General features: G+C 74.3%; 20 protein-coding genes and 2 pseudogenes. 11 read left to right on the forward strand and 11 right to left on the reverse strand.

Annotation, left to right across the window (positions count from 1 at the left end; translation table 11 throughout):
* Positions 1-137: 137 nt before the first annotated feature.
* Positions 138-2,294 carry a SpoIIE family protein phosphatase gene (locus tag ABGB21_RS06045; RefSeq protein ID WP_347657409.1) on the reverse strand — a complete coding sequence of 719 codons (2,157 nt, stop codon included), beginning with the start codon at positions 2,292-2,294 and terminating at the stop codon, positions 138-140.
* Positions 2,295-2,377: 83 nt separating this feature from the next.
* Positions 2,378-2,590, reverse strand: coding sequence for a hypothetical protein (locus ABGB21_RS06050; RefSeq protein WP_347657410.1), 213 nt, complete (start codon positions 2,588-2,590; stop codon positions 2,378-2,380).
* Positions 2,591-2,760: 170 nt separating this feature from the next.
* On the opposite strand from ABGB21_RS06050, the gene ABGB21_RS06055 reads away from it, so the two are divergent.
* Positions 2,761-4,119: an MFS transporter gene (locus ABGB21_RS06055; protein ID WP_347657411.1), complete on the forward strand. Its 1,359-nt coding sequence runs from the start codon at positions 2,761-2,763 to the stop codon at positions 4,117-4,119.
* A 44-nt stretch (positions 4,120-4,163) separates the two neighbouring features.
* Here ABGB21_RS06055 and ABGB21_RS06060 read toward each other — a convergent pair whose 3' ends face one another.
* The 4 genes from ABGB21_RS06060 to ABGB21_RS06075 form a co-directional block, all read right to left on the reverse strand.
* Positions 4,164-4,436, reverse strand: a complete 273-nt coding sequence (locus tag ABGB21_RS06060) for a hypothetical protein (RefSeq protein ID WP_347657412.1) — start codon at positions 4,434-4,436, stop codon at positions 4,164-4,166.
* Positions 4,437-4,670: 234 nt separating this feature from the next.
* A complete protein-coding gene (locus ABGB21_RS06065; RefSeq protein WP_347657413.1) occupies positions 4,671-5,132 on the reverse strand; it encodes an SRPBCC family protein in 462 nt (153 codons plus the stop codon).
* A 69-nt stretch (positions 5,133-5,201) separates the two neighbouring features.
* Entirely contained in the window at positions 5,202-5,612 is a 411-nt protein-coding gene (locus ABGB21_RS06070) for a DUF2795 domain-containing protein (RefSeq protein ID WP_347657414.1), read from the reverse strand.
* A gap of 125 nt (positions 5,613-5,737) precedes the next feature.
* Positions 5,738-6,724 (reverse strand): YihY/virulence factor BrkB family protein, encoded by a 987-nt coding sequence (locus tag ABGB21_RS06075; RefSeq protein ID WP_347657415.1) that lies wholly within the window; start codon positions 6,722-6,724, stop codon positions 5,738-5,740.
* Positions 6,725-7,112: 388 nt separating this feature from the next.
* Here ABGB21_RS06075 and ABGB21_RS06080 point away from each other — a divergent pair, with 388 nt between their 5' ends.
* Entirely contained in the window at positions 7,113-7,535 is a 423-nt protein-coding gene (locus tag ABGB21_RS06080) for a ChaB family protein (protein ID WP_347657416.1), read from the forward strand.
* A 62-nt stretch (positions 7,536-7,597) separates the two neighbouring features.
* Here the strand turns inward: ABGB21_RS06080 and ABGB21_RS06085 are convergent, their stop codons facing one another.
* Positions 7,598-9,040: an aldehyde dehydrogenase family protein gene (locus tag ABGB21_RS06085; protein ID WP_347676693.1), complete on the reverse strand. Its 1,443-nt coding sequence runs from the start codon at positions 9,038-9,040 to the stop codon at positions 7,598-7,600.
* Between the two features lie 121 nt (positions 9,041-9,161).
* On the opposite strand from ABGB21_RS06085, the gene ABGB21_RS06090 reads away from it, so the two are divergent.
* Entirely contained in the window at positions 9,162-10,766 is a 1,605-nt protein-coding gene (locus ABGB21_RS06090) for an NAD(P)/FAD-dependent oxidoreductase (protein WP_347657417.1), read from the forward strand.
* A gap of 102 nt (positions 10,767-10,868) precedes the next feature.
* Here the strand turns inward: ABGB21_RS06090 and ABGB21_RS06095 are convergent.
* Positions 10,869-11,633: pseudogene (locus ABGB21_RS06095) on the reverse strand (polyprenol monophosphomannose synthase); the annotation flags it as partial.
* A gap of 468 nt (positions 11,634-12,101) precedes the next feature.
* Between ABGB21_RS06095 and ABGB21_RS06100 the strand changes: the two are divergent.
* From ABGB21_RS06100 to ABGB21_RS06135, 8 genes and pseudogenes are all read left to right on the forward strand, one after another.
* Positions 12,102-13,721 (forward strand): annotated as a pseudogene (locus tag ABGB21_RS06100) (HAD-IIIA family hydrolase); the annotation flags it as partial.
* Positions 13,722-13,894: 173 nt separating this feature from the next.
* A complete protein-coding gene (locus tag ABGB21_RS06105) occupies positions 13,895-14,866 on the forward strand; it encodes a glycosyltransferase (protein WP_347676695.1) in 972 nt (323 codons plus the stop codon).
* Positions 14,857-16,077, forward strand: a complete 1,221-nt coding sequence (locus tag ABGB21_RS06110; RefSeq protein WP_347657419.1) for a glycosyltransferase — start codon at positions 14,857-14,859, stop codon at positions 16,075-16,077. The genes ABGB21_RS06105 and ABGB21_RS06110 overlap by 10 nt, the downstream gene beginning before the upstream one ends.
* A complete protein-coding gene (locus ABGB21_RS06115) occupies positions 16,074-16,895 on the forward strand; it encodes an SIS domain-containing protein (protein ID WP_347676697.1) in 822 nt (273 codons plus the stop codon). The genes ABGB21_RS06110 and ABGB21_RS06115 overlap by 4 nt, the downstream gene beginning before the upstream one ends.
* Entirely contained in the window at positions 16,892-18,415 is a 1,524-nt protein-coding gene (locus ABGB21_RS06120) for a PfkB family carbohydrate kinase (protein ID WP_347676699.1), read from the forward strand. The genes ABGB21_RS06115 and ABGB21_RS06120 overlap by 4 nt, the downstream gene beginning before the upstream one ends.
* 53 nt (positions 18,416-18,468) lie before the next feature.
* Complete coding sequence (locus ABGB21_RS06125; RefSeq protein ID WP_347657438.1) at positions 18,469-19,155, forward strand: SDR family oxidoreductase; 687 nt, start codon at positions 18,469-18,471, stop codon at positions 19,153-19,155.
* Positions 19,152-20,138 (forward strand): glycosyltransferase family 9 protein, encoded by a 987-nt coding sequence (locus tag ABGB21_RS06130; RefSeq protein WP_347676701.1) that lies wholly within the window; start codon positions 19,152-19,154, stop codon positions 20,136-20,138. Before ABGB21_RS06125 ends, ABGB21_RS06130 begins: the two co-directional genes overlap by 4 nt.
* Positions 20,122-21,105: a DNA topoisomerase IB gene (locus tag ABGB21_RS06135; protein WP_347657423.1), complete on the forward strand. Its 984-nt coding sequence runs from the start codon at positions 20,122-20,124 to the stop codon at positions 21,103-21,105. The genes ABGB21_RS06130 and ABGB21_RS06135 overlap by 17 nt, the downstream gene beginning before the upstream one ends.
* A 91-nt stretch (positions 21,106-21,196) precedes the next feature.
* Here the strand turns inward: ABGB21_RS06135 and ABGB21_RS06140 are convergent, their stop codons facing one another.
* The 3 genes from ABGB21_RS06140 to ABGB21_RS06150 form a co-directional block, all read right to left on the reverse strand.
* The gene (locus ABGB21_RS06140) at positions 21,197-22,270 is read right to left on the reverse strand and encodes a glycoside hydrolase family 19 protein (protein WP_347657424.1); all 1,074 of its coding nucleotides are present in this window, start codon (positions 22,268-22,270) and stop codon (positions 21,197-21,199) included.
* Positions 22,271-22,468: 198 nt separating this feature from the next.
* A complete protein-coding gene (locus tag ABGB21_RS06145; RefSeq protein ID WP_347657425.1) occupies positions 22,469-22,975 on the reverse strand; it encodes a hypothetical protein in 507 nt (168 codons plus the stop codon).
* Positions 22,976-23,107: 132 nt separating this feature from the next.
* Positions 23,108-24,757, reverse strand: a complete 1,650-nt coding sequence (locus tag ABGB21_RS06150) for an ATP-dependent DNA helicase RecQ (RefSeq protein ID WP_347657426.1) — start codon at positions 24,755-24,757, stop codon at positions 23,108-23,110.
* Positions 24,758-24,784 lie beyond the last annotated feature (27 nt).

Genomic DNA, 24,784 nt, shown 5'->3' on the forward strand with positions numbered 1-24,784 from the left:
CCGACCACCTCCCGCCGGCTCCACGGCGGCCGGTCGGGGAAGATCCTTCCCCGGATGCCGGACCGCTAAGCGCCGGCGGCGGCCCCGCCCGCCGCGTCCGCAGTGGAGGTGGACGCAGCCGACCGCAGCCGCCGGTGTCAACCGGCCTCGTGCGGTGGGTCGGGCTGTGGGCGGGGGATCAGCATCTCGAACCAGACGGTCGATCCGCGTACCGTCGGGTCGGTCCCCCAGGCGTCGCTGAGCTGCTCGATCAGCCCGAGTCCGCGACCTCGGCTGCTGAGCTTCTCGGTACGCGCCCGGGTCACCTCGCCCCGGGTGCCGCTGTCCGCGACGGACACCAGCAGCCGCTCCGGACTCAGGTCGATCTCCACCCGGGCGGCCGTGCCGGCGTGCAGCAACGCGTTCGTGGTCAACTCGCTGGTGCAGAGGACCGCCGCGCCGACCACCTGCTCGGGCACCGCCCACCGGGTCAGCAGCCCCGTCATCCAGTGCCGCACCCGGCCCGGCGCGGTCGGCTCCGCCGGCACCTCCATGCTCGCCGACCGGCTCGGTGTGGTGGCGTGTTCGACGGCAAGTACCGCGACGTCGTCCTCGGTGTTGCCGAGCACCGCTGCCGTGGCGAGCGCGCAGAGCGTACGCGGGTCGCCGGTGGCGGAGCCGGCGATCGTGGCGGAGAGCGCGGCGAAGCCCTCGGTGAGGCTCTGCTGCCGCCGTTCCACCACCCCGTCGCTGAACAGCAGCAGGGTGTCCCCGGGTGGAAAGTCCACGGTCGCCGTGGCCCGGCGCCCGTGGAGCCCGAGCGGGACCCCCGGCGGCACCTCGAGGTACCGGACGCTGACCGGCCGCCCGGGCGCGGCCCGCCGGATCAGCGGCGGGGGATGACCGGCGCTGGCGATGGTCAACCGGTGCCCGGCCGGATCGATCAGCCCGTAGACGACGGTGACGAAGAGTTCGTCGCTGCGCGCCTCCGCGCCGAGGCTCGCCACGAGCCGGTCCAGTCCGGCCAGCACCGGGGTCGGGTCGGGGTCGCTCAGCGCCAACGCCCGCAGCGCCGCCCGGACCTGCCCCATCAGCGCGGCGGCCTGGACGTCGTGGCCGGCCACGTCGCCGAGCACCACGGCGAGCCGCCCGTCCGGCAATCCGAACGCGTCGTAGAAGTCGCCGCCGGCCGCGTTGCCGTCGACCCCGGCCTCGTACCGGGCGGCGATCCGCAACAGCGGCAGGTCCGGCAGGTGCTCCGGCAGCATGCTCCGCTGCAGCAGTTGTGCGGTGCCGTGCTGGGTCTCGAACCGGCGGGCCCGCTCGGCGGCCTGGGCGACCAGTTCCGTCGAGGCGGTGAGCAGCGCGCGCTCCGCCGGCGGCCAGAAGTGCGGTTGCCGGTAGCCGACCGAGAGCCCGCCCCGCAACGAGGGGGTACGCAGCGGCAGCGCGGCCAGCGCCCGGATCCGCTCGTCGTGCCGGTCGATCGCGCTGTGCCGCAGCGGCTGGCCGTCGCTGGTGAACATCGCCGTACCGCTGTCGGCGGTCAGCAGCACCGGGGAGGGGGAGTCGGCGGGAAGTTGCCGCCACAGTGGCGGAAGCCGCTCGTCGGCCTCGTCCAGCACCTCGCCCCGGATCCGCCGGACGACCCGCCAGCCGGTGCCGTCGTCCACGCCGAACTCGGCCTGGTCCGCCCCGAACGCCGCGATGGCGTTACGGAGCGTGACCCGGGCGACGTCGTCCAGGGTGAGGGTGCCGGAGAGTGCCGAGGCGAGTTCGCCGAGGTTCTGCAACCGCTGGGTGACCTGGGTGGTCTCCGGGGCCACCATGAGCACCCCGACGACCTGACCGGAGGAGTCCCGGACCGCCGAGTAGCCCCGGGTGAGCACCGTCTGCTCCGGTACGCCGGGTTCGTCGCGGACGATCGACAGCGGGCTCTCCCGCTCCAGGAACGACTCACCGGTCCGGTAGACCCGCTCGATCACGTCGCCGATCCCGGGCACCTGCCACATCTCGTGGAACACCTCGGCGGCCGGCCGACCGAACGCGGCCTGCGCCGGCTCGAGCAGTTCGGCGAACCCCGTGTTGTAGATCAGCGTGAGGTCGTCGCCGTACGCGAGCGCCATCGCGACCGGGGCGGAGAGCACCAGGTCGACGACCGCTCGCAGGGCGGGATCCCAGCGTTCCGGGGCACCGAGCGCGGTGTCCGCCCAACGGTGGCCGCCCGGAGGGGGGACGACCCCGGAATCCGGCGCCGGCGGGGGGCCGGCGACGGTGGAGGGGGGAGCGGGAACCCGCCCGACCGTGCCTGGCATGCCAGCAGCCTAACCGGAACGGCCGACTTCGCTCGCTGTCGGCATAACGGACCTGCTCGGAGGCCTGGCTGCCCGGGGGCGAACTACTCGGCCGCGCCGGTCTTGACCGGACGGCGGCGGAGCGCGTCGTCGGCCAGGATCACGGTGGCGACCATCAGGGAGACGCAGAGGCTGAACAGCCACGATCCGTCGTCGACCAGCCGGGCGGAGACCGGGGCCTGCAGCGCGGCCAGCAGGAAGCCCAGCCAGGCGAGGCGACGTTGACGCGCGGAGAGGAAACCAGGAGCCTGATGCATCCCGAAATTCTGCCCTGACGGATCGCGATCGCCGTCCCCCGTTCGGACGATTTCCGGGTGACCCGTCCCGGCTTGATCCGATTCCGCCGCTCTCCACCAGGTCGTGGCGACCGGCGGCGAAGGTCAACGGACGTGGTGGATCGCCCCGGGATCGGGCATGATCGGCGGGCGTGTCCTCCTTCTCCGCTGCGCCGGCTCGGCAGATCCGGGCCTCCCTGCTCCTCCTGGCCTATCTGGCCTTTGTCAGTCTCGGTCTGCCGGACGGTCTGCTCGGCGTCGGATGGCCGTCGATCCGCGCCGAGTTCACGGTCCGGACCGACGCCGTCGGGCTGCTTCTCACCTCGGGCACCGTCGGATACCTCGTCTCCAGCGTGGTCGCCGGCTTCAGCATCGCCCGGGTCGGCGTCGGCTGGTTGCTGGCCGGCAGTACCGCGCTGGCCTCCCTCGCGCTGACCGGCTACGCCAGCTCGCCCGGGCTACCGGTGATGATCGGCTGCGCCCTGCTGCTCGGCCTGGGCTCGGGCGCCATCGACGCGGGCCTCAACGCGTACGCCGCCGGGGCGTTCGGGCCGCGCCACATGAACTGGATGCACGCCTGCTTCGGCCTCGGGGTGGCGATCGGCCCCCTGGTGATGACGACGACGCTCAGCGCCGGTCACTCCTGGCGCTGGGGCTACGCCGTCGTCGCCGGTGCCCAGGCGCTCCTGGCGCTGGCCTTCGTCCTGACCGTCCGTACCTGGACCAGCCGCGGGCGCGCGGACGAGCGGCCCGGGCCGGCGGCGGGGGTGTCGCCGGGTCCGGCCGGCCGGGACGACCTGGTGGTGCCGGCGCCGGCCGGCCCGGACGCGGTGGTGCCGGTGCCGGCGGAGCCGTCGGACCGGGCCGCCGACCGGCCGGTGCGGATCCGCGAGACGCTGGCGCTGCCGGCCGTGTGGTTCGGCGCGTTGACCTTCGCGGTGTACGTGGCGATCGAGGTCGGCGCCGGACTCTGGGCCTTCCTCCTGCTGACCGAGGCGCGGGGGATGGCCGCCGCCACGGCCGGCCTCTGCGTCTCGCTCTACTGGGGCAGCCTGTTCGTCGGGCGGGTCGTCCAGGGTGTGCTGGCGGAACGGCTCGGCACCGGGCTCATGCTGGTCGGCAGCATGGTCGGCATGCTGGCGGGCGCGGTCCTGCTGGCGGTTCCCGGCCCGGCGTGGCTGGCCGTCACCGGTCTGGCCGTGCTCGGCTTCGGGGCGGCGCCGGTCTTCCCGCTGCTCACCCTCACCAGCGCCGAGCGGGTCGGCCGCCGGCACGCCGACCGGGCCATCGGGGTGCAGATCGGGGCGGCCGCGCTGGGTGGGGCACTGATCCCCGCCGGCCTCGGGGTGCTGATCGGTCGTACGTCGGTGGCGGTGCTCGGACCGGCGCTGGTGGTGGCCTCGGTCGTGATGCTGGCGCTCTACTGGGCGTCGCGCCGGCCTGCCCCGCCCGGTGCGTCAGGCGACGCGGCGCCCGACGGTGACGGGGCGGTGCCGGCCGCCGCCGGTTGATCCCGGGAAGGCCGGCGTACCGGGTCCGTCCGCGGCGCGGTGGGTCAGTGCGGCCCGTTGCGTCCGGTGGTCGAGGGGCGGTGCCGGCGCTGGTCGTCGCCGTGTCCGGCGGTACGCTCCGGCGCCGTCCCCGGTTCGGCGGGCTGATCCGCGGCGACCGCCTCCGCGCCGTGGCCGAACGCGGACTCCTCACCCGCGTCGTTACCGGTGACGTCGTCCACCTGGCCGTCCGGGGTCGAGGTGGCCACCACCCGGGTGAGTTCGGAGAGCGGAAGCCGTTCCTCGTCCCGCCAGACGTGCCTGTTGTCGTCGGTCATGTTCTCGCCCTACCCGCCGGGCCCCGGCGACAAACGGCGCCCGGCCAGTGGGGAAACCGCGACCGCTCTGGCCGGGCGGGGCACGATCGTTTCGCGGGGGTGGGATCGTTTCGGTGGGGTGGGATCGCTCGGGCGGGGCGGCGGGAGAACCGGGGGCGGAACGGCGGATGCCCCGGCGGCCACCAGGAACACCTGGTGGCCGCCGGGGCGCCGGACACGATGGCGGTCAGTCCGTCACGGCTGCGGGCGGGGCACCTGGCCCCGCCAGGCGCCGGTCTCGGCGCCACGCCGCTCGATGAACTCCTTGAACCGGTGCAGGTCGCCGGCGACCCGACGGTCCACCATGCCGAGCTTGTCGCCGGCCTTCTCGGTCAAGCCCTGCGGCTCGAACTCCATCTGGGCGGTGACCCGGGTGTGGTTCTCGTCGAGCCGGTGGAAGGTCACCACGCCGGCCTGCCGGGTGCCGCCGGTCGACGTCCACGCCACCCGCTCGTCGGGCAGCTGTTCGGTGATCTTGGCGTCGAACTCCCGGCTGATCCCGCCGATCTCGACCTTCCAATGGGTCATCGTGTCGGAGAGCTGCCGGACCTCCTCGACACCCTCCATGAACTCGGGGAAGTCCTCGAACTGGGTCCACTGGTCGTACGCGGTCCGGATTGGCACCGCAACGTCCACTGACTTGGTCACGCCGCTCATCTGCCATCCTCCTTCTCGTCGATCGGCCGGTCGGTTCTGTCTGATCGGTCGGCTGCTCGCCGGGTCCGGTCACCAGCGATGGGTCTCGTTCGGGTGCCCGAGGGCGGCCCAGATCTCCGAAACGGTCTGGAACTGGGTGTTCGCCGGCAGCCGGTCCAACTGGGCCAGGATGTCGTCCGGCGCCTCGTTCTCCTCGGCGCGCAGGCGCAGGCTCTCCCGGTCGCCGGGCAGCGCCGAGAGCGGGATGAACCTGCCCAGCCGGCTACGCTGCTCGACCTCCCCCGGGGTCATGCCCTGCGGCACGCCCGTCCGGGTGTCGCTGTCCGGTGCCCGGCTGATGATCGGCTGGTCCTCGCCGGCCGGTTCCGGCTCGCGCCACTCCTGGGCACGGCCGCCGGCGGTGCTCTGCACCGTCCCCTTCACCTCGCGGCCCATTTCCTCGTCCACGCGGGGGCTGTGCTTGCTGCTGCCACGTTCCATGTCCAATGCGCTACCCGGCTGGCGCCGGGCTAAACGACGGGCGTCCCGGTCCCGACCCTTTCCGGGAGAATCGTCCGATTCGGTGGCCACTCGGTGTCCGAACCGTTCTCCTCGGCGGTGGGCGGCTATTCCGGGTCGGCGGGTCTCCTGGGCGGCAGCGCCGGATCCACCGGCGGCTCGGCGCCGGCCTGCAGCGCCCGGCCGCGCTGCAACTCCGCGTTCAGTTCCACCCCCAGCATCACCGCGCAGTTGGACAGGTACAACCACACCAGGAAGGCGATGACCGCGCCGAGGCTGCCGTAGGTGACGTTGTACGAGTCGAAGCGCGAGACGTAGAGCCCGAAGCCGAAGGAGACCACCGCCCAGGCGAGCAGGGCGACCGCGCCGCCGACAGTGAGCCATCGGAACCTCGGCTGCCGTACGTTCGGTGCGATCCAGAACAACAGCGAGAGCAGCAGCATCATGATGGCGACCAGCACCGGCCACTTGGCGATCGTCCAGGCGGTCCGGGGGGTGTCGCCGAGCGCGAGCACGTCCCCGACCGCGTCGGTCACCGGACCACTGACCACCAGACCGGCCGCCACCACCGCCAGCAGGACCAGGGCGACCGCGGTCAGGCCCAGTTGCAGCGGGCGGAGCAGGTAGAACGGCCGTCCCTCCTCGACACCGTAGATCGCGTTGGAGGCCCGGGTGAACGCACCCACGTACCCGGAGGCGGACCAGAGGGCGGCGAGCAGACCGAAACTCAACAGCACCTTCGCCGAGCCCTGGTCGTGCACCACGTCCCGCAGTACGCCGAGGAAGGTCTCGTTCGCCACCACCGGCCCCGCCCCGACGTCCTCGGCGAGACCCGCGATGGTGTCGACGGTCTGCTCCCCGTTGGAAACCAGGCCGACCAGGGCGACGATGACGATCGCCGACGGGAAGAGTGCGAGTACCGCGTAGTAGGTCAGGGCGGCGGCCCAGTCGACGCAGTTGTCCCGGACGAAGTTCCGGACGCTGCGTACCAGCACGCCCCGCCAGGTCGACCAGTGCAGTTGCCGCAGCCGTCCGGGCCGGCGGACACCGTGCCCGTCGGCGGTGGCGGGACCGGGATCGGCGCTGACGGTCATCTCTGTTCCCCTGTCTGCCCCGCCGGACCGGGGCGTACGGGTCCCGCAGTCGCCCCCCGGCGGGGACCGGGCGACGGGGCGTCCACCGACGGCCGGGTGGGGCGACCGACGGGTGGCGTGACCGGGCACGGTGGTTCCTGCGGTGCCCGGTACCCCCGCCGGGAACCGGACAAACGCCGGGTACCGGGGTGCGGGTGGGACACCGCCACGGGACGACCGTGGCACCGGGGCGGCACGGGCGACGGCGGCACCGGGCCCGGCGGGTCGACCGCGGCACCGGGCCCGGCGGGTCGACGGCGGCACGGGGCGGGAGGACCCCGGCGGGTTAACCGCGACGCCGGACCGGGAAGGCGAGTGGGAAGGCAACCGCTGACCGGAGGAGGACATCATGCCCGGACGCGAGGTTCTGCCCAGCACCGTGCGACGCTCACCCGACAAGGCGCAGCGGACCTGGGCGAAGACCCACGACTCGGCCGTCGAGACGTACGGCGAGGGCGAGCGGTCGCACCGGACGGCGTTCGCCGCGCTGAAGCACTCGTTCGAGAAGGTCGGCGACCACTGGGAGCCGAAGGGGCGCAAGGGGCCCAGTGACCGGCAGGCGGCCGGGGGTGGCCCGGCGCGACGGGCGCCCACCGCCGGCGGGGTGGACGCCAACGCCCCGAAGGGGCACCTGCTGGAGGTCGCCAGGAAGCTGGACGTGCCGGGACGCTCCCGGATGACCAAGGACGAACTGGTGGGCGCGATCGAGAAGGCGAACAACCGCCGTACCACCGAGGCGCGGGGGCGGGAGAAGGGCGGTAACCGACGCTGACCCGGACCCGCCGCCGGGGGGTCGACGGGACCGGGGGACGGGCGTCGACTCCCGGCTCCGGGTCACCACCGCCCGCCGCCGTCACCGCCCGGCGCCTCGATGTGCACCGCCTTCACCGCGGTGAGTTCGTCGAGCAGCTCCGGCCCGTACCCGAAGCCCTGGCCGCTGCCACCGCGCGGCTCGGCGGCGCCGCCCGGGGCGCCGCCGAAGACGGAGTTGATTTTCACGGTGCCGACCGGCAGCTCCCGCCAGGCCCGCTGGGCGTGGCTCATCGAGCCGGTGAGCACCGTGGCGGCCAGCCCGTACGGCGAGTACGACGCCCGGGACAGCGCCTCGTCGAACGAGTCGACCACCATCACCGGGGCGACCGGACCGAAGGTCTCGTCCCGCATCACCGCCATCTGGTCGGTGCATTCGGCGAGCACCGTCGCCGGGTAGAAGGCGCCCGGGCCGTCGGGTACGGTACCGCCGACCAGGATCCGGGCCCCGTCGGCGACGGCGGCCCGTACCTGGCCGTCCACCTGTTCCCGGTGTCGCCGGTCGACCAGCGGGCCGAGTTCGGTGAGCGGGTCCCGGCCCGGCCCGACCCGCAACGCCTCGGCCTGCTGCACCAGCGCGCCGAGGAACCGGGCCGCCACCGACCGCAGAACGTAGATCCGTTCCACCGCGACGCAGAGCTGACCGGAGTTGGCGAAGGCCCCGAGCGCGGCCTGCTGGCCGGCCCATCGCGGGTCGACGTCCTCGTCCACGATCAGCGGGTCGCTGCCGCCGTTCTCCAGCAGCGCCTTCGCCCCGGTACGGGCGCACGCGGCGGCGATCGACCGGCCGGTGGCGGTGGAGCCGACGTGCGCGACCACGTCGACCTCCTGGCCGGCGAGGGCGGCGCCGACCGAGCCGTCACCGGTGACCAGCGACAGCACGCCGGACGGCAGGTGCTCGTCGAGCAGCCGGGCCAGCAGCCAACCGCTGGCGGGGCTGCGCTCGCTCGGCTTGTAGACCACCGTGTTGCCGGTGACCAGGGCCGCGCCGAGCAGGCCGCAGGAGACCGCGACCGGATCGTTCCACGGGGTGATCGCGGCGACGACACCCCGCGGCTGCGGCACCATCAGGTCGATGCAGTCGCTCTCGCCGGCGAGGGCTCGGCCGCCGCGTACCGCGGCGAGTTCGGCGTACTGCCGCAGGGTGGCCACGCCGGCCTCGACGCCGGCCCGGGCCGCGCCCAGCGGCCGGCCCATCTCGGCGGTCTGCGCCTCCGCGAGCTGGTCGGCGGCCGCCTCGAGGGCGTCGGCCGCGCGGCGCAGTGCGGCGGACCGTTCCGCCGGCGCGGTCCGGGCCCAGCCGGGAAACACCGAGCGGGCGGCCTTGACCGCCGCCGCGACCTCCGCCGCGCTGGCCACCGGGAGCTCGCTGACCGGTGTCCCGTCGGCCGGGTCCCGCACGGTCGACCGGCCGGCGTCGCCGCCGGCCCCCCACACTCCGGCGATGAGCTGTTGGACCTGGTACATGGGGCGCAGCTTGCCCGGGTCCGCGTCCGCCAAACTCGGTCGTTTGTGCCGATCGGCGGCGGGTAGCGGCGGCGCGGCGGGTAGGCCCCGGCCCGGTCCGGGGCCGGGTTACAGTGCCCGGATGACGGCAGCGGGGGAGAGTGCCGATGCCATCGTCGTCGGCGCGGGGCACAACGGCCTGGTCGCGGCGAACCTGCTGGCGGACGCCGGCTGGGACGTCCTCGTGCTGGAGGCGACCGCCGGCGCCGGTGGCGCGGTCAGGTCGGCGGAGGTGACCGCGCCCGGTTACCTCAGCGACCTCTACAGCGCGTTCTACCCGCTCGGCTTCGCCTCGCCGGTCCTGCGGGGGCTGGGGCTGGACCGCTACGGCCTGGCCTGGCGGCACGCCCCGGACGTGCTGGCTCATCTCTTCCCGGATGACGGGGCGGTGCGGCTCAACCGCGACCCCGAGGTCACGGCGGCCTCGCTGGAGCGGTTCGGCGCCGGGGACGGGCAGCGGTGGCTCTCCGCGTACGCCGAATGGCGCGACCTCTCGAAGCCGCTGCTGGACGCGCTCTTCACTCCCTTCCCGCCGGTCCGTACCGGGGTGGCGCTGGCCCGCCGGCTGCGTACCGCCGGTGCGCTCCGGCTGGCCCGCCGTCTTGTCCTGCCGGTCCGCCGACTCGGCGCGGAACTCTTCACCGGTACGGGCGGCCCGGCGCTGCTGGCCGGTTGTGCGTTGCACACCGACCTCTCCCCGGACGAGCCGGGTTCCGGGGTGTACGGCTGGCTGCTCGCCATGCTCGGGCAGCAGGTCGGCTGGCCGGTGCCGGTCGGCGGCGCCCAGCGGATCACCGATGCCCTGGTCGCCCGGTTGCGGGACCGGGGTGGCCGGATCCACTACCGCACCCCGGTCGACCGGATCCTGGTGGCCCGGAACCGGGCCATGGGTGCGCGGTCGGCCGACGGTGCGTTGTGGCGGGCCCGTCGGGCGGTGCTCGCCGACGTACCGGCGCCGGCACTCCTGCTCGACCTGGTCGGTGCCGCCCACCTGCCGCCTCGGCTGGTGGCCGACCTGGCGCACTTCCGCTGGGACGGTTCGACGGTCAAAGTGGACTGGGCGTTGTCCGGGCCGGTGCCGTGGCGGAACCCGGACGTCGCCGGTGCCGGTACCGTCCACCTCGGCCCCGATCTGGACGGGCTGAGCCGGTACGCGGCGACACTGCACCGCGACGAACTGCCGGCCGAGCCGTTTGTCCTGGCCGGACAGCTGACGGTGGCGGATCCGAGCCGTTCACCGGCGGGGACGGAGTCGCTCTGGGCGTACACCCATCTGCCGTTCCGGCGGCACTGGTCGGCGGCGGAGGTCGACGAGCGGGTGGCGGCGATCGAGGCGGTGTTGGAGCGGGCCGCGCCCGGGTTCGGCGCGCTGGTCCGGGGACGGCACGTGGCCGGGCCGGCCGACCTCGAGGCGGGGGACCCGAACCTTGTCGGAGGCGCGGTCGGTGGTGGCACCTCGGCGGCGTACCAGCAACTGTTCCTGCGCCCGGTGCCCGGCCTCGGTCGGGCGGACACCCCGGTCGACCGGTTGTTCCTGGCTGGGGCGTCCGCGCATCCGGGCGGCGGGGTGCACGGCGCGCCGGGGGCCAACGCCGCCCGCGCCGCCCTGGCCCGGGACCGGGCGCTGACCGGAGGGATGTACGCCGCCGTCATGTCGACGGCGCAGCGGGCGATCCACGCCCGGTAGCGCGGCGGCGGACGGGGCCGCGCCCGCCGCCCGGACGGGTCAGTCCGAGGTCTGCTCCGGGTCGGTCCGGCCGGTGGTCCCGGCGTCCGGCGAGGGCTCGGCCCGGGTGATGTGCCGGTGCCGTCCACGCAGCTTGAACGGCATCAACGCACTCTCGACCTTGGTTGCGGTGGTCATCTTCGAGTCGCCGTCGTGGCGTTCCTGGAAGTGGATCGGCACCTCGAGGATGGTGTGCCCGAGCTTCGTGGCCAGGTAGTGCATCTCGACCTGGAAGCTGTAGCCGTTCGACTGGACCCGGTCCAGTCCGATGTCCCGCAGGGCGTCCGCCCGCCAGATCTTGAAACCGGCGGTGAGGTCGCGGATCCGTACCTGCAGCAGGGTGTGCACGTAGAAGTTGGCCCAGCCGCTCAGCGCCCGCCGGTACAGCGGCCACGCCTGGTCGAGTTCACCACCGGGTACGTAACGTGAGCCGATCACCACACCGGCCCGGGTGGACAGCAGCGCGCCGAGCATGCCGGGCAGCGCCTCCGGCGGGTGGGAGAGGTCGGCGTCCATCTGCGCGACGTAGTCCGCACCGGCCTCCAGCGCCCGGCCGATGCCGTCGACGTACGCCCGTCCGAGTCCCTCCTTGCCGGCGCGGTGCACGACGTGGATCCGCTCGGGATGTTCGACGGCGAGTTTGTCCGCCACCTCGCCGGTGCCGTCGGGTGAGTTGTCGTCGGCGATGAGGATGCTCAGTCCCGGCAGGGGGAGGGCCAGCAGGCGCTCGACCAGCACAGGGAGGTTCCCCGCCTCGTTGTAGGTGGGCACGACGACGGTCAGGCGAGCATCCCGCCAGGGAGATGGCAGCTCCACGGGTTCGATCATCGGGGCATCCTCGGTTGGCCGACAGCGGTCAGGGGCAAAGCGTAACGTGACATGGAGCGCGTGCTACAACACGGGCCAACGGCAACAAATCAGTCGTCATCATGGCGAAAGGCGCCGTCTGAGCCCGTTCCGGCCGCACACCGCAAGGATCCTGTGACAATTCCCGGCCGCGGTGACGATGCGCAGCCGCCGCGGTGGCGAGCCGTGGCCCGTGGCGGTGACGATGCGTCGTCGGTTGCGGTGACTGTCGCAGCCCGTCGCGGACGACGCGGATTGCCGGCGACGGCGGCGGTAGCCGCCGGGCGTCCCGGGTAACCACGCGGGAACCCGGTACGGCGCGGGCCCGGTCCGCCGCACCGTCGGATTGATGTTTACTCCTCCTGCCCACGGGAACCCGCCGCCGTGCGCAACGACCAGGTCGACCCGCATCAGCGCAGGTCAGGGGCACCGCGCGGTGGCCCTGACGAGGTGCGGGTCCGACCCGGGCTGTTCGACGCGGTGCTGTTCGACCGGGACGGCACGTTGATCGAGGACGTGCCGTACAACGGTGATCCGGCGCGGGTGCGCCCGATGCCCGGCGCCCGCGAGGCGCTCGACCGGTTGCGCGCCGCCGGGCTGCGGTTGGGTGTGGTGACCAACCAGTCCGGCATCGCCCGTGGCCGGTTCACCGCCGCCGACCTGGTCCGGGTGAACGCCCGGGTCGAGGAACTCCTCGGGAAGTTCGACACCTGGCAGATCTGTCCGCACGCCCCGGCGGTCGACGCCGTCGGCTGCCGCTGCCGCAAGCCCGCGCCGGGCCTGGTCGAGGCGGCGGCGGAGGCGCTGGGCACCTGGCCCACCCGCTGCGTGCTGGTCGGCGACATCGGCGCGGACATGACGGCGGCGGGTGCCGCCGGTGCCGGCGCGGTCCTGGTCCCGACCGCGGTGACCCGGGCCGAGGAGGTGGCCGCGGCGCCGGCCGTGACCGGCGACCTGACCACGGCGGTGGACCTGATCCTCCGCCGTCACCGGCTGGGGGTCGACGAGCAGTCGTCGGTCGCGGGTCTCGCCGACCGAGCGGCTCCGACCGGATCTGCCGGGCGTCGCCGGTGTGTCCTGGTCGCCCGCTCCGATTCGGTCGGGGACGTGCTGGTCACCGGGCCGGCGATCCGGGCGGTGGCGGCCGGTGCCGACCGGGTGGTGCTGCTCTGCGGCCCTCGTGGCCGGGCCGCGGCCGAACTGCTGCCCGGCGTGGACGAACTGGTCGAGTGGCGGCTGCCCTGGATCGATCCCCGGCCCGGCCCGGTCGACGCCGGGGAGCTGGCCCGCCTGGTCGAACGACTGGCCCGGGTCGGCGCGGACGAGGCGGTCCTGTTCACCTCCTTCCACCAGTCCGCGCTGCCCCTGGCGCTGCTGCTGCGGATGGCCGGGGTGGCGCGGATCTCGGCGATCAGCGACGACTATCCCGGCTCGCTGCTGGACGTCCGGCACCGGGTGCCGGCGGGGGTGCCCGAGGCCGAACGGGCGTTGTCGCTGGCCGCGGCCGCGGGGTTCCGGTTGCCGGTCGACGACGAACCACTGCTGCGACTGCGTACCGACCGGATCGGCCCACCCGGCGACGGCGCGCGACTGCCCGCGCCCGGCTACGTCGTGCTGCACCCCGGCTCGTCGGTGCCGGCCCGGGCCTGCCCGCCCGACCTCTGTGCGGAGATCGTCGAGACGCTGGCCGACGCCGGTCACCGGGTGGTGGTGACCGGTGGTCCCGGCGAGGACGCCCTGACCGCCCGGGTCGCCGGCCGTCGCGGCGTCGACCTCGGCGGGCAGACCTCCCTGGCCGGCCTCGCGGCGATCATCAGCCGGGCCGACTGTCTGGTGGTCGGCAACACCGGCCCGGCGCACCTCGCGGCGGCGGTCGGGGTCCCCGTGGTCAGCCTCTTCGCCCCCACCGTCCCGTTCGGACAGTGGGGGCCCTACCGGGTACCGACGGTACGGCTCGGCGCCGCCGACGCCGGCTGCCGGCACACCCGGGCCACCAGCTGCCCGGTGCCCGGACACCCGTGCCTGTCCGACATCGCACCACGTCAGGTGGTGGCGGCGGTCGGTCTCCTCAGCCGGCGACCCGACCCGGGTACGCCGGTCGGGGCGGCCGGTCCGCTCACCGCCGCCGTCACCGGTACGGCCGCCGGCCCCGCAGTCGGTGGCGCGGCCGGTGCGGTCGCGGGCGGCGCGGCCGGTGGACCGGCGCTGGCCAACGTGTCGGCCGGCCTCAAGGAGGTGGGGCGGTGAACATCCTGCTCTGGCACGTGCACGGCTCCTGGACCACCGCCTTCGTGCACGGCAAGCACCGCTACCTCGTCCCGGTCACCCCCGACCGGGGCCCGTACGGACTGGGCCGGGCCCGGACCTACCAGTGGCCGGACACCGTCGACGAGGTCAGCCCGGAGGCGCTCGCCGACACCGACGTCGACCTGGTGATCCTGCAACGACCCGAGGAGATCGACCTCGCCGAGCGCTGGCTCGGCCGGCGGATCGGTCGGGACGTACCGGCGATCTTCGTCGAGCACAACACCCCGAAAGAGGGGAACGTGCCGAACAGCCGGCACCCGCTGGCCGACCGCGACGACCTGCTGATCGCCCACGTCACCCACTTCAACGCGCTGTTCTGGGACACCGGAACCACCCGGACCACCGTCGTCGAGCACGGCATCGTGGCGCCGACCGCGACCTACACCGGTGAGCTGCCCCGGCTCGCCGTGGTGGTCAACGAACCGGTACGCCGCTGGCGGGTGACCGGCACCGACCTGCTGCCGCTGTTCGCCGAGATCGCCCCGCTCGACGTCTTCGGGATGGGCGTCGCCGGGCTGCCGGACCGGCTCGGACTGCCGGCCGACCGGCTGGCCGTCTACGACGACCTGCCGCAGAGCCGGATGCAGGCGGAGATCGCCCGGCGGCGGGCGTACCTGCACCTGTGTCGGTGGACCTCGCTCGGGCTGAGCCTGATCGAGGCGATGGCGATGGGGATGCCGGTGGTCGTGCTCGCCGCGACCGAGGCGGTCGCCGCCGTACCGCCGGAGGCCGGGGTGCTGGCCACCCGGGTCGAGACCCTCACCGGGGCCGCCCGGCGGCTCATCGCCGAACCGGGGGACGCCCACCGGCTCGGCGTCGGGGCCCGCGAGGCCGCGCAGGCCCGGTACGGCCTGGACCGGTTCCTGGCGGACTGGGACCGGTTGCTGGAGGAGGAAGTATGCGCGTAGCGATGATCTCCGAGCACGCCAGCCCGCTCGCGGTACTCGGCGGGGAGGACGCCGGCGGCCAGAACACCCACGTCGCCGAGCTCTCCACGGCACTCGCCGCCGCCGGCCACGACGTCCGGGTCTACACCCGCCGGGACGGTACCGAGCTGCCGGGCACGGTCCGGATGGCGGACGCGGTCGACGTCGTGCACGTACCGGCCGGCCCGCCGGAGCCGATCGCCAAGGACGAACTGCTGCCACACATGAAGGAGTTCAGCCGGTGGCTCGTCGAGCGCTGGCGCGCCGACGACTGGACCCCCGACGTGGTGCACGCGCACTTCTGGATGAGCGGGCTGGCCGGCATCGCGGCCGGCCGGCAGACCGGGGTGCCGGTGGTGCAGACGTACCACGCGTTGGGCACGGTGAAGCGGCGGCACCAGGGCGCCGCGGACACCAGCCCGGCCCGCCGGGTCGGCTACGAGCGGGCGCTCGGCCGGGCGGTCGACCGGGTCATCGCACAGAGCCAGGACGAGGTCCGGGAACTGGTCCGGATGGGGGTACCGCTGGACCGGATGACGGTGATCCCGTCCGGGGTCAACAACCGGACCTTCTCCCCGGAGGGGCCGGCGGTGCCGCGTACCCCGGGCCGGCCCCGAATCCTCACCGTGGGCCGGCTGGTGGAACGGAAGGGCTACCAGGACCTGATCCGCGCGATGCCGATGATCCCGGACGCGGAGTGCGTGGTCGTCGGCGGGCCACCACCGGGCGAGGTCGACACCGACCCGCAGGTGCGGCGGCTGCGGGCGCTCGCCGACGAGGTCGGGGTCGCCGACCGGGTACGGCTGATCGGCGCGGTGCCGCGCGAGGAGATGCCGTACTGGTACCGCTCGGCGGACGTACTGGTCGCCGCCCCCTGGTACGAGCCGTTCGGGCTCACCCCACTGGAGGCGATGGCCTGCGGGGTGCCGGTGGTCGGCACCGCCGTCGGCGGACTCACCGACACCGTCGTACCCGGCCGGACCGGTGACCTGGTGCCGCCCCGTGATCCGGCCGCGCTCGGCGCCGCCGTCCGGGACCTGCTCGCCGACCGGGTACGCCGGTACGGCTACGCCCGGGCGGCCCTGGACCGGGCCCATCGCGAGTACTCGTGGAGTCGTACCGCCGACCAGATCGGCGCCGTCTACACGGCGGTCAGCGAGGTGCGGCGGCCGAGTGGGGTGGTCGCCGGATGACCGGGACGACCTCGACCGAGCTGCTCGACGGTCACCTCGCCGGACTCGCCTCGGCACTGTTGCCGTACCGCTCGGTGGCCGGCCGGCTGGGGCGCTGGGGTGACGAACTGGCCCGGCTGCTGGCCGGCGGCGGCCGGCTGCTGGTCGCCGGCAACGGCGGCAGCGCGGCCGAGGCTCAGCACCTGGCCGCCGAACTCGTCGGCAAGCTGCGCGACGACCGGGCCCCGTTGTCGGCGATCGCGCTCTGCGCGGAGACCTCCTCGCTCACCGCGCTCGGCAACGACTACGGCTTCGACGAGGTCTTCGCCCGTCAGGTACGGGCGCACGGCCGCCCCGGCGACATCCTGCTGCTGCTCTCCACCAGCGGCCGCAGCGCCAACCTGGTCCGGGCCGCCCGCGCCGGCCGGGAGATCGGCCTGCGGTGCTGGGCGTTCACCGGCCCGACCCCGAACCCGCTCGCCGACGCCTGCACCGACGTCCTGGCGGTGCCCTCGCCGGACAGTCAGGTGGTGCAGGAACTGCACCTGGTCTCGGCGCACGTGCTCTGCGGCTACGTCGACGCGCACCTGCCGGTGCTGCTCGGCCCGACCGGCGGGTACGCCGCCGGTCAGCGCCCGCCGGTCGCCGCGTACACCGGTGCCGCAGCGGCGACCGAACCGGCCGGACGTCCGGGCGTGGACGCGGCGGCGGGCAACGTACCGCCCCCCGAGCCGACGCCGGTACGACCGTCCGGAGTGGAGGACGAACTCGTGTTACGGGTGCCGGGCGGAATCGACCTGGGCGACGTCGCCCCGGGCGGGAGCGAGGAGGAGCGGTGACCGGGACAGTGGTGGTCGTCGGCGACACGCTGCTCGACCGGGACGTCGAGGGAGTGGTGAACCGGCTCTGTCCGGATTCGCCGGTGCCGGTGCTGGACGAGAACACCAGTGTGGACCGGCCGGGCGGGGCGGGGCTGGCCGCGCTCTTCGCCGCCAACCGCGGGTTCGAGGTCGCGCTCGTCACCGGGCTCGCCGACGACGAGGGCGGGGCCCGGCTGAGCCAGCTGCTCACCGCGGCCGGGGTACAGGTCTACGGGCTGCCGTTGCCGGGCGCCACGCCGGAGAAGATCCGGCTCCGGACCCGGGGGCGGGTGCTGCTGCGGCACGACCGGGGCGGACCGGCGGGTCCACCCGGCGAGCCGGCGGACGCCGTACTGGAGTTGCTGGCCGGGGCGGCGGCGATCCTGGTCAGCGACTACGGCCGGGGGGTGGCCCGGCATCCGACCCTGCGGTCGGCGCTGGCCACGACGACGGCACCGATCGTCTGGGATCCGCATCCGCGGGGCCCGGCGGCGGTGCCCGGGGTGCGGCTGGCCACCCCGAACGAGGGGGAGGCCCGGGAACTCGGCGGGGTGGCGCCGGGTGGCTCGCGGCTGACGGTCGCCTCCCGGAGCGCGCAGGCGCTGCGGGAACGGTGGCGGGCCGCCGCGGTGGCGGTGACGCTCGGCGGGGACGGTGCGCTGCTCCGGCACGCCGGCTCGACCCCGCTGATGGTCCCGGCTCCGGCCTGCGCCGACGGCGACACCTGCGGGGCCGGTGACCGGTTCGCCGCCACCGCGACCCTGGCCCTGGCCGAGGGGGCGCTGGTCTCCGAGGCGGTGCAGCGGGCCGTCGTCGAGGCGTCCGGGTACGTGGCCGGTGGTGGGGCGGCGACCGCGGTGCCGGTGCTGGCCGCGCCTCCGTCGGTCGCCGGCAGTGGACTTCCGCCGGCCGCGGCGCCGCCGATCGGGCGGGTCGTCCGGGACGGCGGGGCCGCCGCCGGTCGCGGCACGGTGCCGATCGCGGCGGTGGACTGGAGTGACCGGATCGGTGCCCGGGCGGCCGGCGACGTGGTCGCCCGGGTCCGGGCGGCCGGCGGCACCGTGGTCGCCACCGGCGGCTGCTTCGACCTGCTGCACGCCGGGCACGTGGCGACCCTGGAGGCGGCCCGCCAACTCGGCGACTGCCTGGTGGTCTGCGTCAACTCGGACGACAGTGTGGCCGGGTTGAAGGGACCGCAGCGCCCGCTGGTCCGGCACGCCGACCGGGCCCGGCTGCTGGCCGCCCTGGGCTGCGTGGACGCGGTGGTGGTCTTCGACGAGTCGACTCCGCACGCCGTGCTCTCCTGGTTGCGTCCGGACGTCTGGGTCAAGGGCGGCGACTACGGCACCGGCGGCGACGGCCCCGACCTGCCGGAGGCGGACATCCTGCGCCGGTGGGGCGGCTACACCGTGGTGGTGCCGTACCTCGACGGGCGGTCGACGACCCGGATGATCGCGGCGGCCCGGGTGGCCGGCCGGCCGGTGGGCGGTGCCCGGTGAGCGGCGAGCTGTCCGGCGGCGGATCGGCCACCGGAGCGGCCACCGGCGCCGGGGTGCCGCCCGGCGGGGCGGTCCTGGTCACCGGCGGATCCAGCGGTCTCGGGGCGGCGGTGGTCACCGCGCTCGCCGCCGCCGGCGCCCGGCCCTGCGTACTGGACCGGCAGGCGCCGAGCGTGCAGGTGCCGTGGGTCGCCTGCGACCTGGCCGACACCCGGGCCGCCGAGGAGGCGACCCGGGAACTCGCCGAACGGTCCGGCGGACTGACCGGGGTGGTGACGGCGGCCGGGGTCGACGTGCCGGGGCGGCTGGCCGAGGTGCCGGCCGAAACCTGGGAACGGGTGGTCACCGTCGACCTGTTCGCCACCGCCGCGGTGGTCCGGGCCGCCCTGCCCTACCTGGAACGCTCCCGGGGCACGGTGGTCACCGTCGCCTCCACCCTCGGCGTGAAGGCGGTCGGGGACGCCACCGCCTACTGCGCGGCGAAGTTCGGCGTGGTCGGTTTCACCCGGGCGCTCGCCGCCGAACTGGCCGGCGTGGTCGGGGTGACCCTGCTGATCCCGGGCGGCATGCGGACCGCGTTCTTCGACGAGCGGGACGCGCAGTACCGTCCCGGTCCGGACGCCGCCCTGAACAACCCGGCCGACGTCGCCGCCGCCGTCCTGTTCGCCCTGCGCCAGCCGCCCGGATGCGCGATCCGGGAGATGGTGGTCTGCGCCGACCAGGAGACGTCGTACCCGTGATCCTGGTGCTGCGGGCGCTCGGGGTCGGTGACCTGGCGACGGCGGTGCCGGCGCTGCGGGGGTTGCGTGCCGCGTTTTCGGAGCACACCCTGTCGGTCGCCGCACCGGACTGGCTCGCCCCGCTGGCGGAGCTGATCGGTGACGTCGACAACGTGCTGCCCACCGAGGGGCTCGATCCGGTCGACGGGTGGCCGGGACCGACCCCGTACTGGGCGGTCAACCTGCACGGGCGGGGCCCGGAGTCGCACCGGTTGCTCGGCGCCGCCGGGGCGGAACGGCTCTGTGCCTTCGCCTGTCCGGAGGCCGGGCACCTGGACGGCCCGCAGTGGCGCGACGACGAGCACGAGGTGCACCGGTGGTGCCGGCTGTTGCGCTGGTACGGCGTGGATTCCGACCCGGACGACCTCACGCTGCGTCGACCGGCGCCGCACCGGGTGCCGGTCGGGGTGACGGTGCTGCATCCGGGCGGCAAGGGCACCGAGCGGCGGTGGTCGCCGGTGCGGTTCGCCGCGCTGGCCCGGGAGCTCACCCGGGTCGGACACCGGGTGGTGGTCACCGGTTCGGCGGCCGAACGTGACCTGGTCGAGCGGGTGGTCGACGAGGCCGGGCTGCCGAACACCGCCGTGCTCGCCGGCCGGCTCAGCCTGGTCGACCTCGCCGCCGTGGTCGCGTACGGCCGACTGGTGGTCAGTACGGACACCGGGGTGGCGCACCTGGCGACCGCGTACCGGACCCCCTCGGTGGTGTTGTTCGGACCGGTCGCGTCGGCCCGGTGGGGCCCGCCGCCGGACCGTTCCTGGCACCGGGCCCTCGGCGGGGTCACCGGCGCCCACGATCGGTCGGTGCCGGTCGACGGCTCCGAGTCGGACGGGGCGTGGTCCGGGATCCATCCGGCGTTGGCCGCGATCGAGGTCGACGAGGTGCTGACGGCGGCGTCCGAGGTCGAACGGGCGGGACGGGACACTCGTGCGGTTGCGGCGTAGCGACCTCTCCGCGCCGGGCTACCGTCGGCGCCGGTACGGCCGGGGAGTGGTCTTCCTGGACATCGGTGGCCGTCCGCTGCGGGACCCGGACGAGGTGGACCGGCTCCGGTCGCTGGTGATCCCGCCCGCCTGGCGGGACGTCTGGATCTGCCCGGATCCGGCCGGGCACATCCAGGCCACCGGCACCGACGCGGCCGGCCGGCGGCAGTACCTGTACCACCCGCTCTGGCGGGTCCGGCGCGACCAGGCGAAGTTCGACCACGTGCTGGAGGTGGCGACCCGGTTGCCGGTGCTGCGGGAACAGGTCGACGCCGATCTCGGCACCCGGGGGCTGCGGCGGCCCCGGGTGCTGGCCACGGTCGCGAAACTGCTGGACATGGGGACGTTCCGGGTCGGCAGCGACCAGTACGCGGTGGGTGACGAGCCGACGTTCGGGGTGGCGACGCTGCGTCCGGAGCACACCCGGTGCCGGGGTGACGCGGTGGTCTTCGAGTTCCCGGCCAAGGGCGGGATCGCGCAGCAGTTGCGGATCGACGAACCACGGCTCTGCGGGGTGCTGCGGGAGTTGCGGCGACGTCGGCGCGCGGCGGCCCGGCTGTTCGGCTACTGGGATGGCCGGAGTTGGCGGGACGTACGCAGCGACGAGGTCAACGACTATCTGCGGACGGCGAGCGGCGGGGAGATGACCGCCAAGGACTTCCGTACCTGGCATGCCACCGTACTCGCGGCGACCCGCCTGGCGGCGGTCGAGCCGCCGCGGTCGACGACCGGCCGGCGGCGCGCGGTGGCGGCGGTGATGCGGGACGTGGCGGGGCTGCTCGGCAACACCCCGGCGGTGGCACGGGCCTCCTACGTGCACCCCCGGGTGGTCGACCTGTTCCACGACGGGGCGCTGGCGGGTGTTCCGGCGGACAGCCACGACGACCGCGCCGAGCCGGCCGTCATCGCGCTGCTGCGCGGCGACTGACGCCGTAGCCCTGGCCCGCTGTTCCGGCGTCCCCGGCCGAGCTGACGGCCCCGGCCCCGTCGGTTCCGACGGGGCCGGGACGGGTCGCGGGTCAGCAGTAGAGGTTGGCCCCGGCCGGCACGCCGAGGATGCCGACGAACTGCTGGTAGCGGGTGACCCGGCTCTGCACCTGGGCGGGGTTGCCGTTGTTGCACTCGATCGAGCCGTTGATGCTGCGGATGGTCTGGCCGAAGCCGGCACCGGTGACCATCGCGTTGTGGGCGGTCATGGTGCCCGGCCCGTTCTGGGTCATCCAGTACCAGATGGCGGTCTTCCAGGCCACCGCCGCGTCGTTCTGCACCAACCACGGGTTGGTCAACAGCGGCAGGTTGAGGGCGTTGCCGGCGGCGTTGTAGTTGAAGTTCCAGCTCAGCTGGATCGGCCCGCGCCCGTAGTAGGCGGCCTGTCCGGCGGGGCAGCCGTAGGATTGGCCGGGGTCACAGTAGTGCGGGTAGTTGGCGGTGTTCTGCTCCACGATGTGGACCAGTCCACCGGTCTCGTGGTGGACGTTCGCCAGGAAGGCCGCCGCCTCCTGGCGCTGGACGGTGCTGCTGCCGGTCCGGGTGAAGGCCGGGTACGCGGTGAGGGCGGCGACCAGGCCGGAGTACGTGTAGAACGGGTTGCGGCCCGGGAACATCTGGTTGAACTGGGCCTCGGTGACCACGAAGCCGCCGCCGGTCGGGGGCGGGGTGGTGGGCGGTTGGCCGCTGCAGGTGTACGGCTCCCAGTACCAGGTGCTGATGACGGGGTCGTAGCCCGGGTTCTCGTGCTCGGCGATGTAGTACTGGCCGTTGGTGTACCGCACGATGCTCCCGGCGGCGTACCAGGTGCCGGCGACCCAGTTCGGGTGGTTGCAGGTTCCGCCGGGCGGTGTGGTGCCGCCGTCGCAGGCGCCGAGGTCCTGCCAGACGCCGGTGCTGCCGGGCGGCGCCTCGTTCTGGGTCCACCACTTCGCCTGGTAGTTGCGTCCGCCGTGGGAGGCCTGGTCGCCTCCCCAGTAGACGGTCGAGGCCTGCCACGGCGCCGCGCAGGCGGCCGCTGACGCCGGGGTCGCCGGAATGATCGCCACGAGTCCACCGGCGACAACAAGTGCCGCGAGTGCGACCAGGGCGCGGAGTCTCGACATGCCGTCACTCCTTTCCTGGATACAGGGGCCTTCCTGGGGTGCAGGGGGCCAGCGGCCGATCGCATCGACCAGAGTGACTGTAACATGTCTGTTTGGAAAGTTAACTAATAGAAGCGTGAGAGAACCCGCCGCCGGGGACGGCCGGGTGGCGCCGACGAGACGCCGGTCGGCGACACCCGAAACGCGTGGAGGGGCGGCTCAGTCGTTGAGTACGTGCGCCAACTCGTCCCGGAATCGCCGCTCGGCCTCGGTGACCTCCTCGCCGCCCAGCCCGAGTACGCCACCGGTCGAGGCGGCGGTGACCACGTGCTCGGCGATGGAGAGCAGCCAGTGCTTGTACGCCCCGGCCTCGCCCTCGTCGACGCGGGTGTCCAGCAGCTTCGCCGCGCTCGCGGCCCGGGCCAGCACGTCGGCGATCACCGCCTTCGGATCGGTGGGCTCGATCACCGGTAGTTCCTCACCCGTCTCCGGGTCCCCGACCCGGGCCACGAGTTCCCCGGCGACGGCGGCGACCAGCGGACTGGCCGACTCTCGCCCGGCGGCGATGCTCTCCAGCCCGGCCGCGTTCTCCGACCTGGTCCGACGGCTGCCGTCCGACTCGGCGGCGCTGGCCGCGGTCAGCACCGACTGGGGCAGGCCGACGAGCAGGCCCCACTCGTCGTCGGTGAATCCGAACTCGGTCGTGTACAACGGTTGCTCCGTCATGGCAACCCCTCCTTCACTGATGGCAAACCATCACATCTCACGGCACGGTCGTGCCGACCGCAATCCGCAACGCCGGAGGTGCTGCGGAGCACGCCGGTGATCCGCGCCGGGTGGCGGGCCGGCCACCGTGCTTCAGTCCCGGACCGGCACGAGCAGGCCGTGCGCGCTGACCACCGGAACGGAGAGCGTCTTGTAGCCCACCTCCTCGAAGAGCACGGTCATCTTGTCCGCCTCGTAGCCGAGCACCAGTCCCGGGCCCCACTCCGGGTGCCGGACCGCGCTGCGGACCGGGAACGGCTCGTCGACGGCGGGTGCGGCGCCCGGCGGCTCGCCGTTGCCGGCGTGGCAGTTGTCGCAGTGCCCACACGGTGCCGGCAGCCGTTCCCCGAAGTACGCGAGCAGCACCTGTCCCCGGCAGCCCGTGCTTTCCGCGAACGCGCGCATCATGTCGGTCCGGGAGCGTTGCACGGTGAGCTGCCGTTCGGCCTCGGCGATCGCCGCCGTCGCCGCGTCGGCCGGGACCGGGGCGTACCGGGGACTGCCGAACCGGTGGTCGGCCAGGGTCGTCGCGGCACCGACCTGCTCCAGCAGGGCGAGCAGTTGCCCCAGTCGGCGGACGCCGAGCCCGGTCCGGTCCCGCAGGGCGGTGCGGGACAGTGGACCGTCGCGCAGCAGCGCGGCCAGGTCGCGCAACTGGTCCGCATCCGGGGCGCCGCCGGTGAACCAGCGGCGCAGTCCGACGTCCTCGGCGCGCCAGAGCAGCAGCGCGCGGGCGTTGTCGCCGGCCCGGCCGGCCCGGCCGATCTCCTGCAGGTAGCTGTCCGGCGCGTCCGGCAACGCCATGTGCGCCACCCAGCGGATGTTCGGTTTGTCGATGCCCATCCCGAACGCCGAGGTGGCCACCATGACCGGTACCTGGTCGGCGAGGAACCGCTGGTGGCGTTCCTCGCGGGCAGCGGCCGACATCCCGCCGTGGTAGTGCTCCGCCGGAAAGCCGGCCCGGGTCAGCCGGGTGGCGAGTTCCTCGGCCGCCCGCCGCGTCGGCGCGTAGACGATGCCGGGGCGGCCCTCGGCCTCCAGCAGCGCGACCAGGCGTCGCCACCGCAGCTCCTCGGTGGCGCAGTTCGCCGCCTCGAGGAAGAGGTTGGGGCGGTCCAGTCCGGAGACTACGATCCGGGGTCGGCGCAGGCCGAGGCGGCTGATGATGTCGTCGCGGACCGGTGGGGAGGCGGTCGCGGTCAGCGCGACCACCGGCGGCCGGCCCAGTTGGGTGATCAGCTTCCCCAGGGCCAGGTAGTCAGGGCGGAAGTCGTGCCCCCAGGCGGAGATGCAGTGCGCCTCGTCGACCGCGACCAGGGCCGGGCGGAGTGCGCGTATCTCGGCCAGCCGGTCCGGGTTGGCGAGCTGCTCGGGGGTGGTGAACAGGAACCGGGCCCGGCCCCGCCGGATGTTCTCCAGCGCGGCGGCCCGCTGGCCGGCGTTCTCCGCGGAGCTGATCCGGACCGCGCGCAGTTCCGGCCGGCCCCGCTCGTTGAGCGCGGTGATCTGGTCCTGCTGCAGGGCGAGCAGCGGGGAGATAACCAGCGTCGGAGCCGGGAGCAGGGTCGCCGGCACCTGGTAGACGGCGGACTTGCCGGCCCCGGTCGGCAGTACGACGAGGGCGTCGCGACAGCGCAGCAGCGCCCGCATCGCGGTGAGCTGTTCGGGACGCAGCGTGGGCCAGCCGAACCGGTGCCGGGCGGCGCGCCGGAGCCGGGTGGCGGGCAGGGGTGTGAGTTTCATTGGTCGCCGCAGGTACCCCGGGGCCGG

The organism is Plantactinospora sp. B24E8, from assembly GCF_039871735.1.
Taxonomy (GTDB): domain Bacteria; phylum Actinomycetota; class Actinomycetes; order Mycobacteriales; family Micromonosporaceae; genus Plantactinospora.

Bases quoted from the DNA above. Each gene is read 5' to 3' on its own strand.
- ABGB21_RS06110 (WP_347657419.1), top strand. From the start codon at position 14,857: ATGCGCGTAGCGATGATCTCCGAGCACGCCAGCCCGCTCGCGGTACTC.
- ABGB21_RS06065 (WP_347657413.1), bottom strand. From the start codon at position 5,132: ATGAGCGGCGTGACCAAGTCAGTGGACGTTGCGGTGCCAATCCGGACC.
- ABGB21_RS06045 (WP_347657409.1), bottom strand. From the start codon at position 2,294: ATGCCAGGCACGGTCGGGCGGGTTCCCGCTCCCCCCTCCACCGTCGCC.
- ABGB21_RS06075 (WP_347657415.1), bottom strand. From the start codon at position 6,724: ATGACCGTCAGCGCCGATCCCGGTCCCGCCACCGCCGACGGGCACGGT.
- ABGB21_RS06090 (WP_347657417.1), top strand. From the start codon at position 9,162: ATGACGGCAGCGGGGGAGAGTGCCGATGCCATCGTCGTCGGCGCGGGG.
- ABGB21_RS06140 (WP_347657424.1), bottom strand. From the start codon at position 22,270: ATGTCGAGACTCCGCGCCCTGGTCGCACTCGCGGCACTTGTTGTCGCC.
- ABGB21_RS06070 (WP_347657414.1), bottom strand. From the start codon at position 5,612: ATGGAACGTGGCAGCAGCAAGCACAGCCCCCGCGTGGACGAGGAAATG.
- ABGB21_RS06080 (WP_347657416.1), top strand. From the start codon at position 7,113: ATGCCCGGACGCGAGGTTCTGCCCAGCACCGTGCGACGCTCACCCGAC.
- ABGB21_RS06150 (WP_347657426.1), bottom strand. From the start codon at position 24,757: ATGAAACTCACACCCCTGCCCGCCACCCGGCTCCGGCGCGCCGCCCGG.
- ABGB21_RS06050 (WP_347657410.1), bottom strand. From the start codon at position 2,590: ATGCATCAGGCTCCTGGTTTCCTCTCCGCGCGTCAACGTCGCCTCGCC.
- ABGB21_RS06115 (WP_347676697.1), top strand. From the start codon at position 16,074: ATGACCGGGACGACCTCGACCGAGCTGCTCGACGGTCACCTCGCCGGA.
- ABGB21_RS06145 (WP_347657425.1), bottom strand. From the start codon at position 22,975: ATGACGGAGCAACCGTTGTACACGACCGAGTTCGGATTCACCGACGAC.
- ABGB21_RS06085 (WP_347676693.1), bottom strand. From the start codon at position 9,040: ATGTACCAGGTCCAACAGCTCATCGCCGGAGTGTGGGGGGCCGGCGGC.
- ABGB21_RS06060 (WP_347657412.1), bottom strand. From the start codon at position 4,436: ATGACCGACGACAACAGGCACGTCTGGCGGGACGAGGAACGGCTTCCG.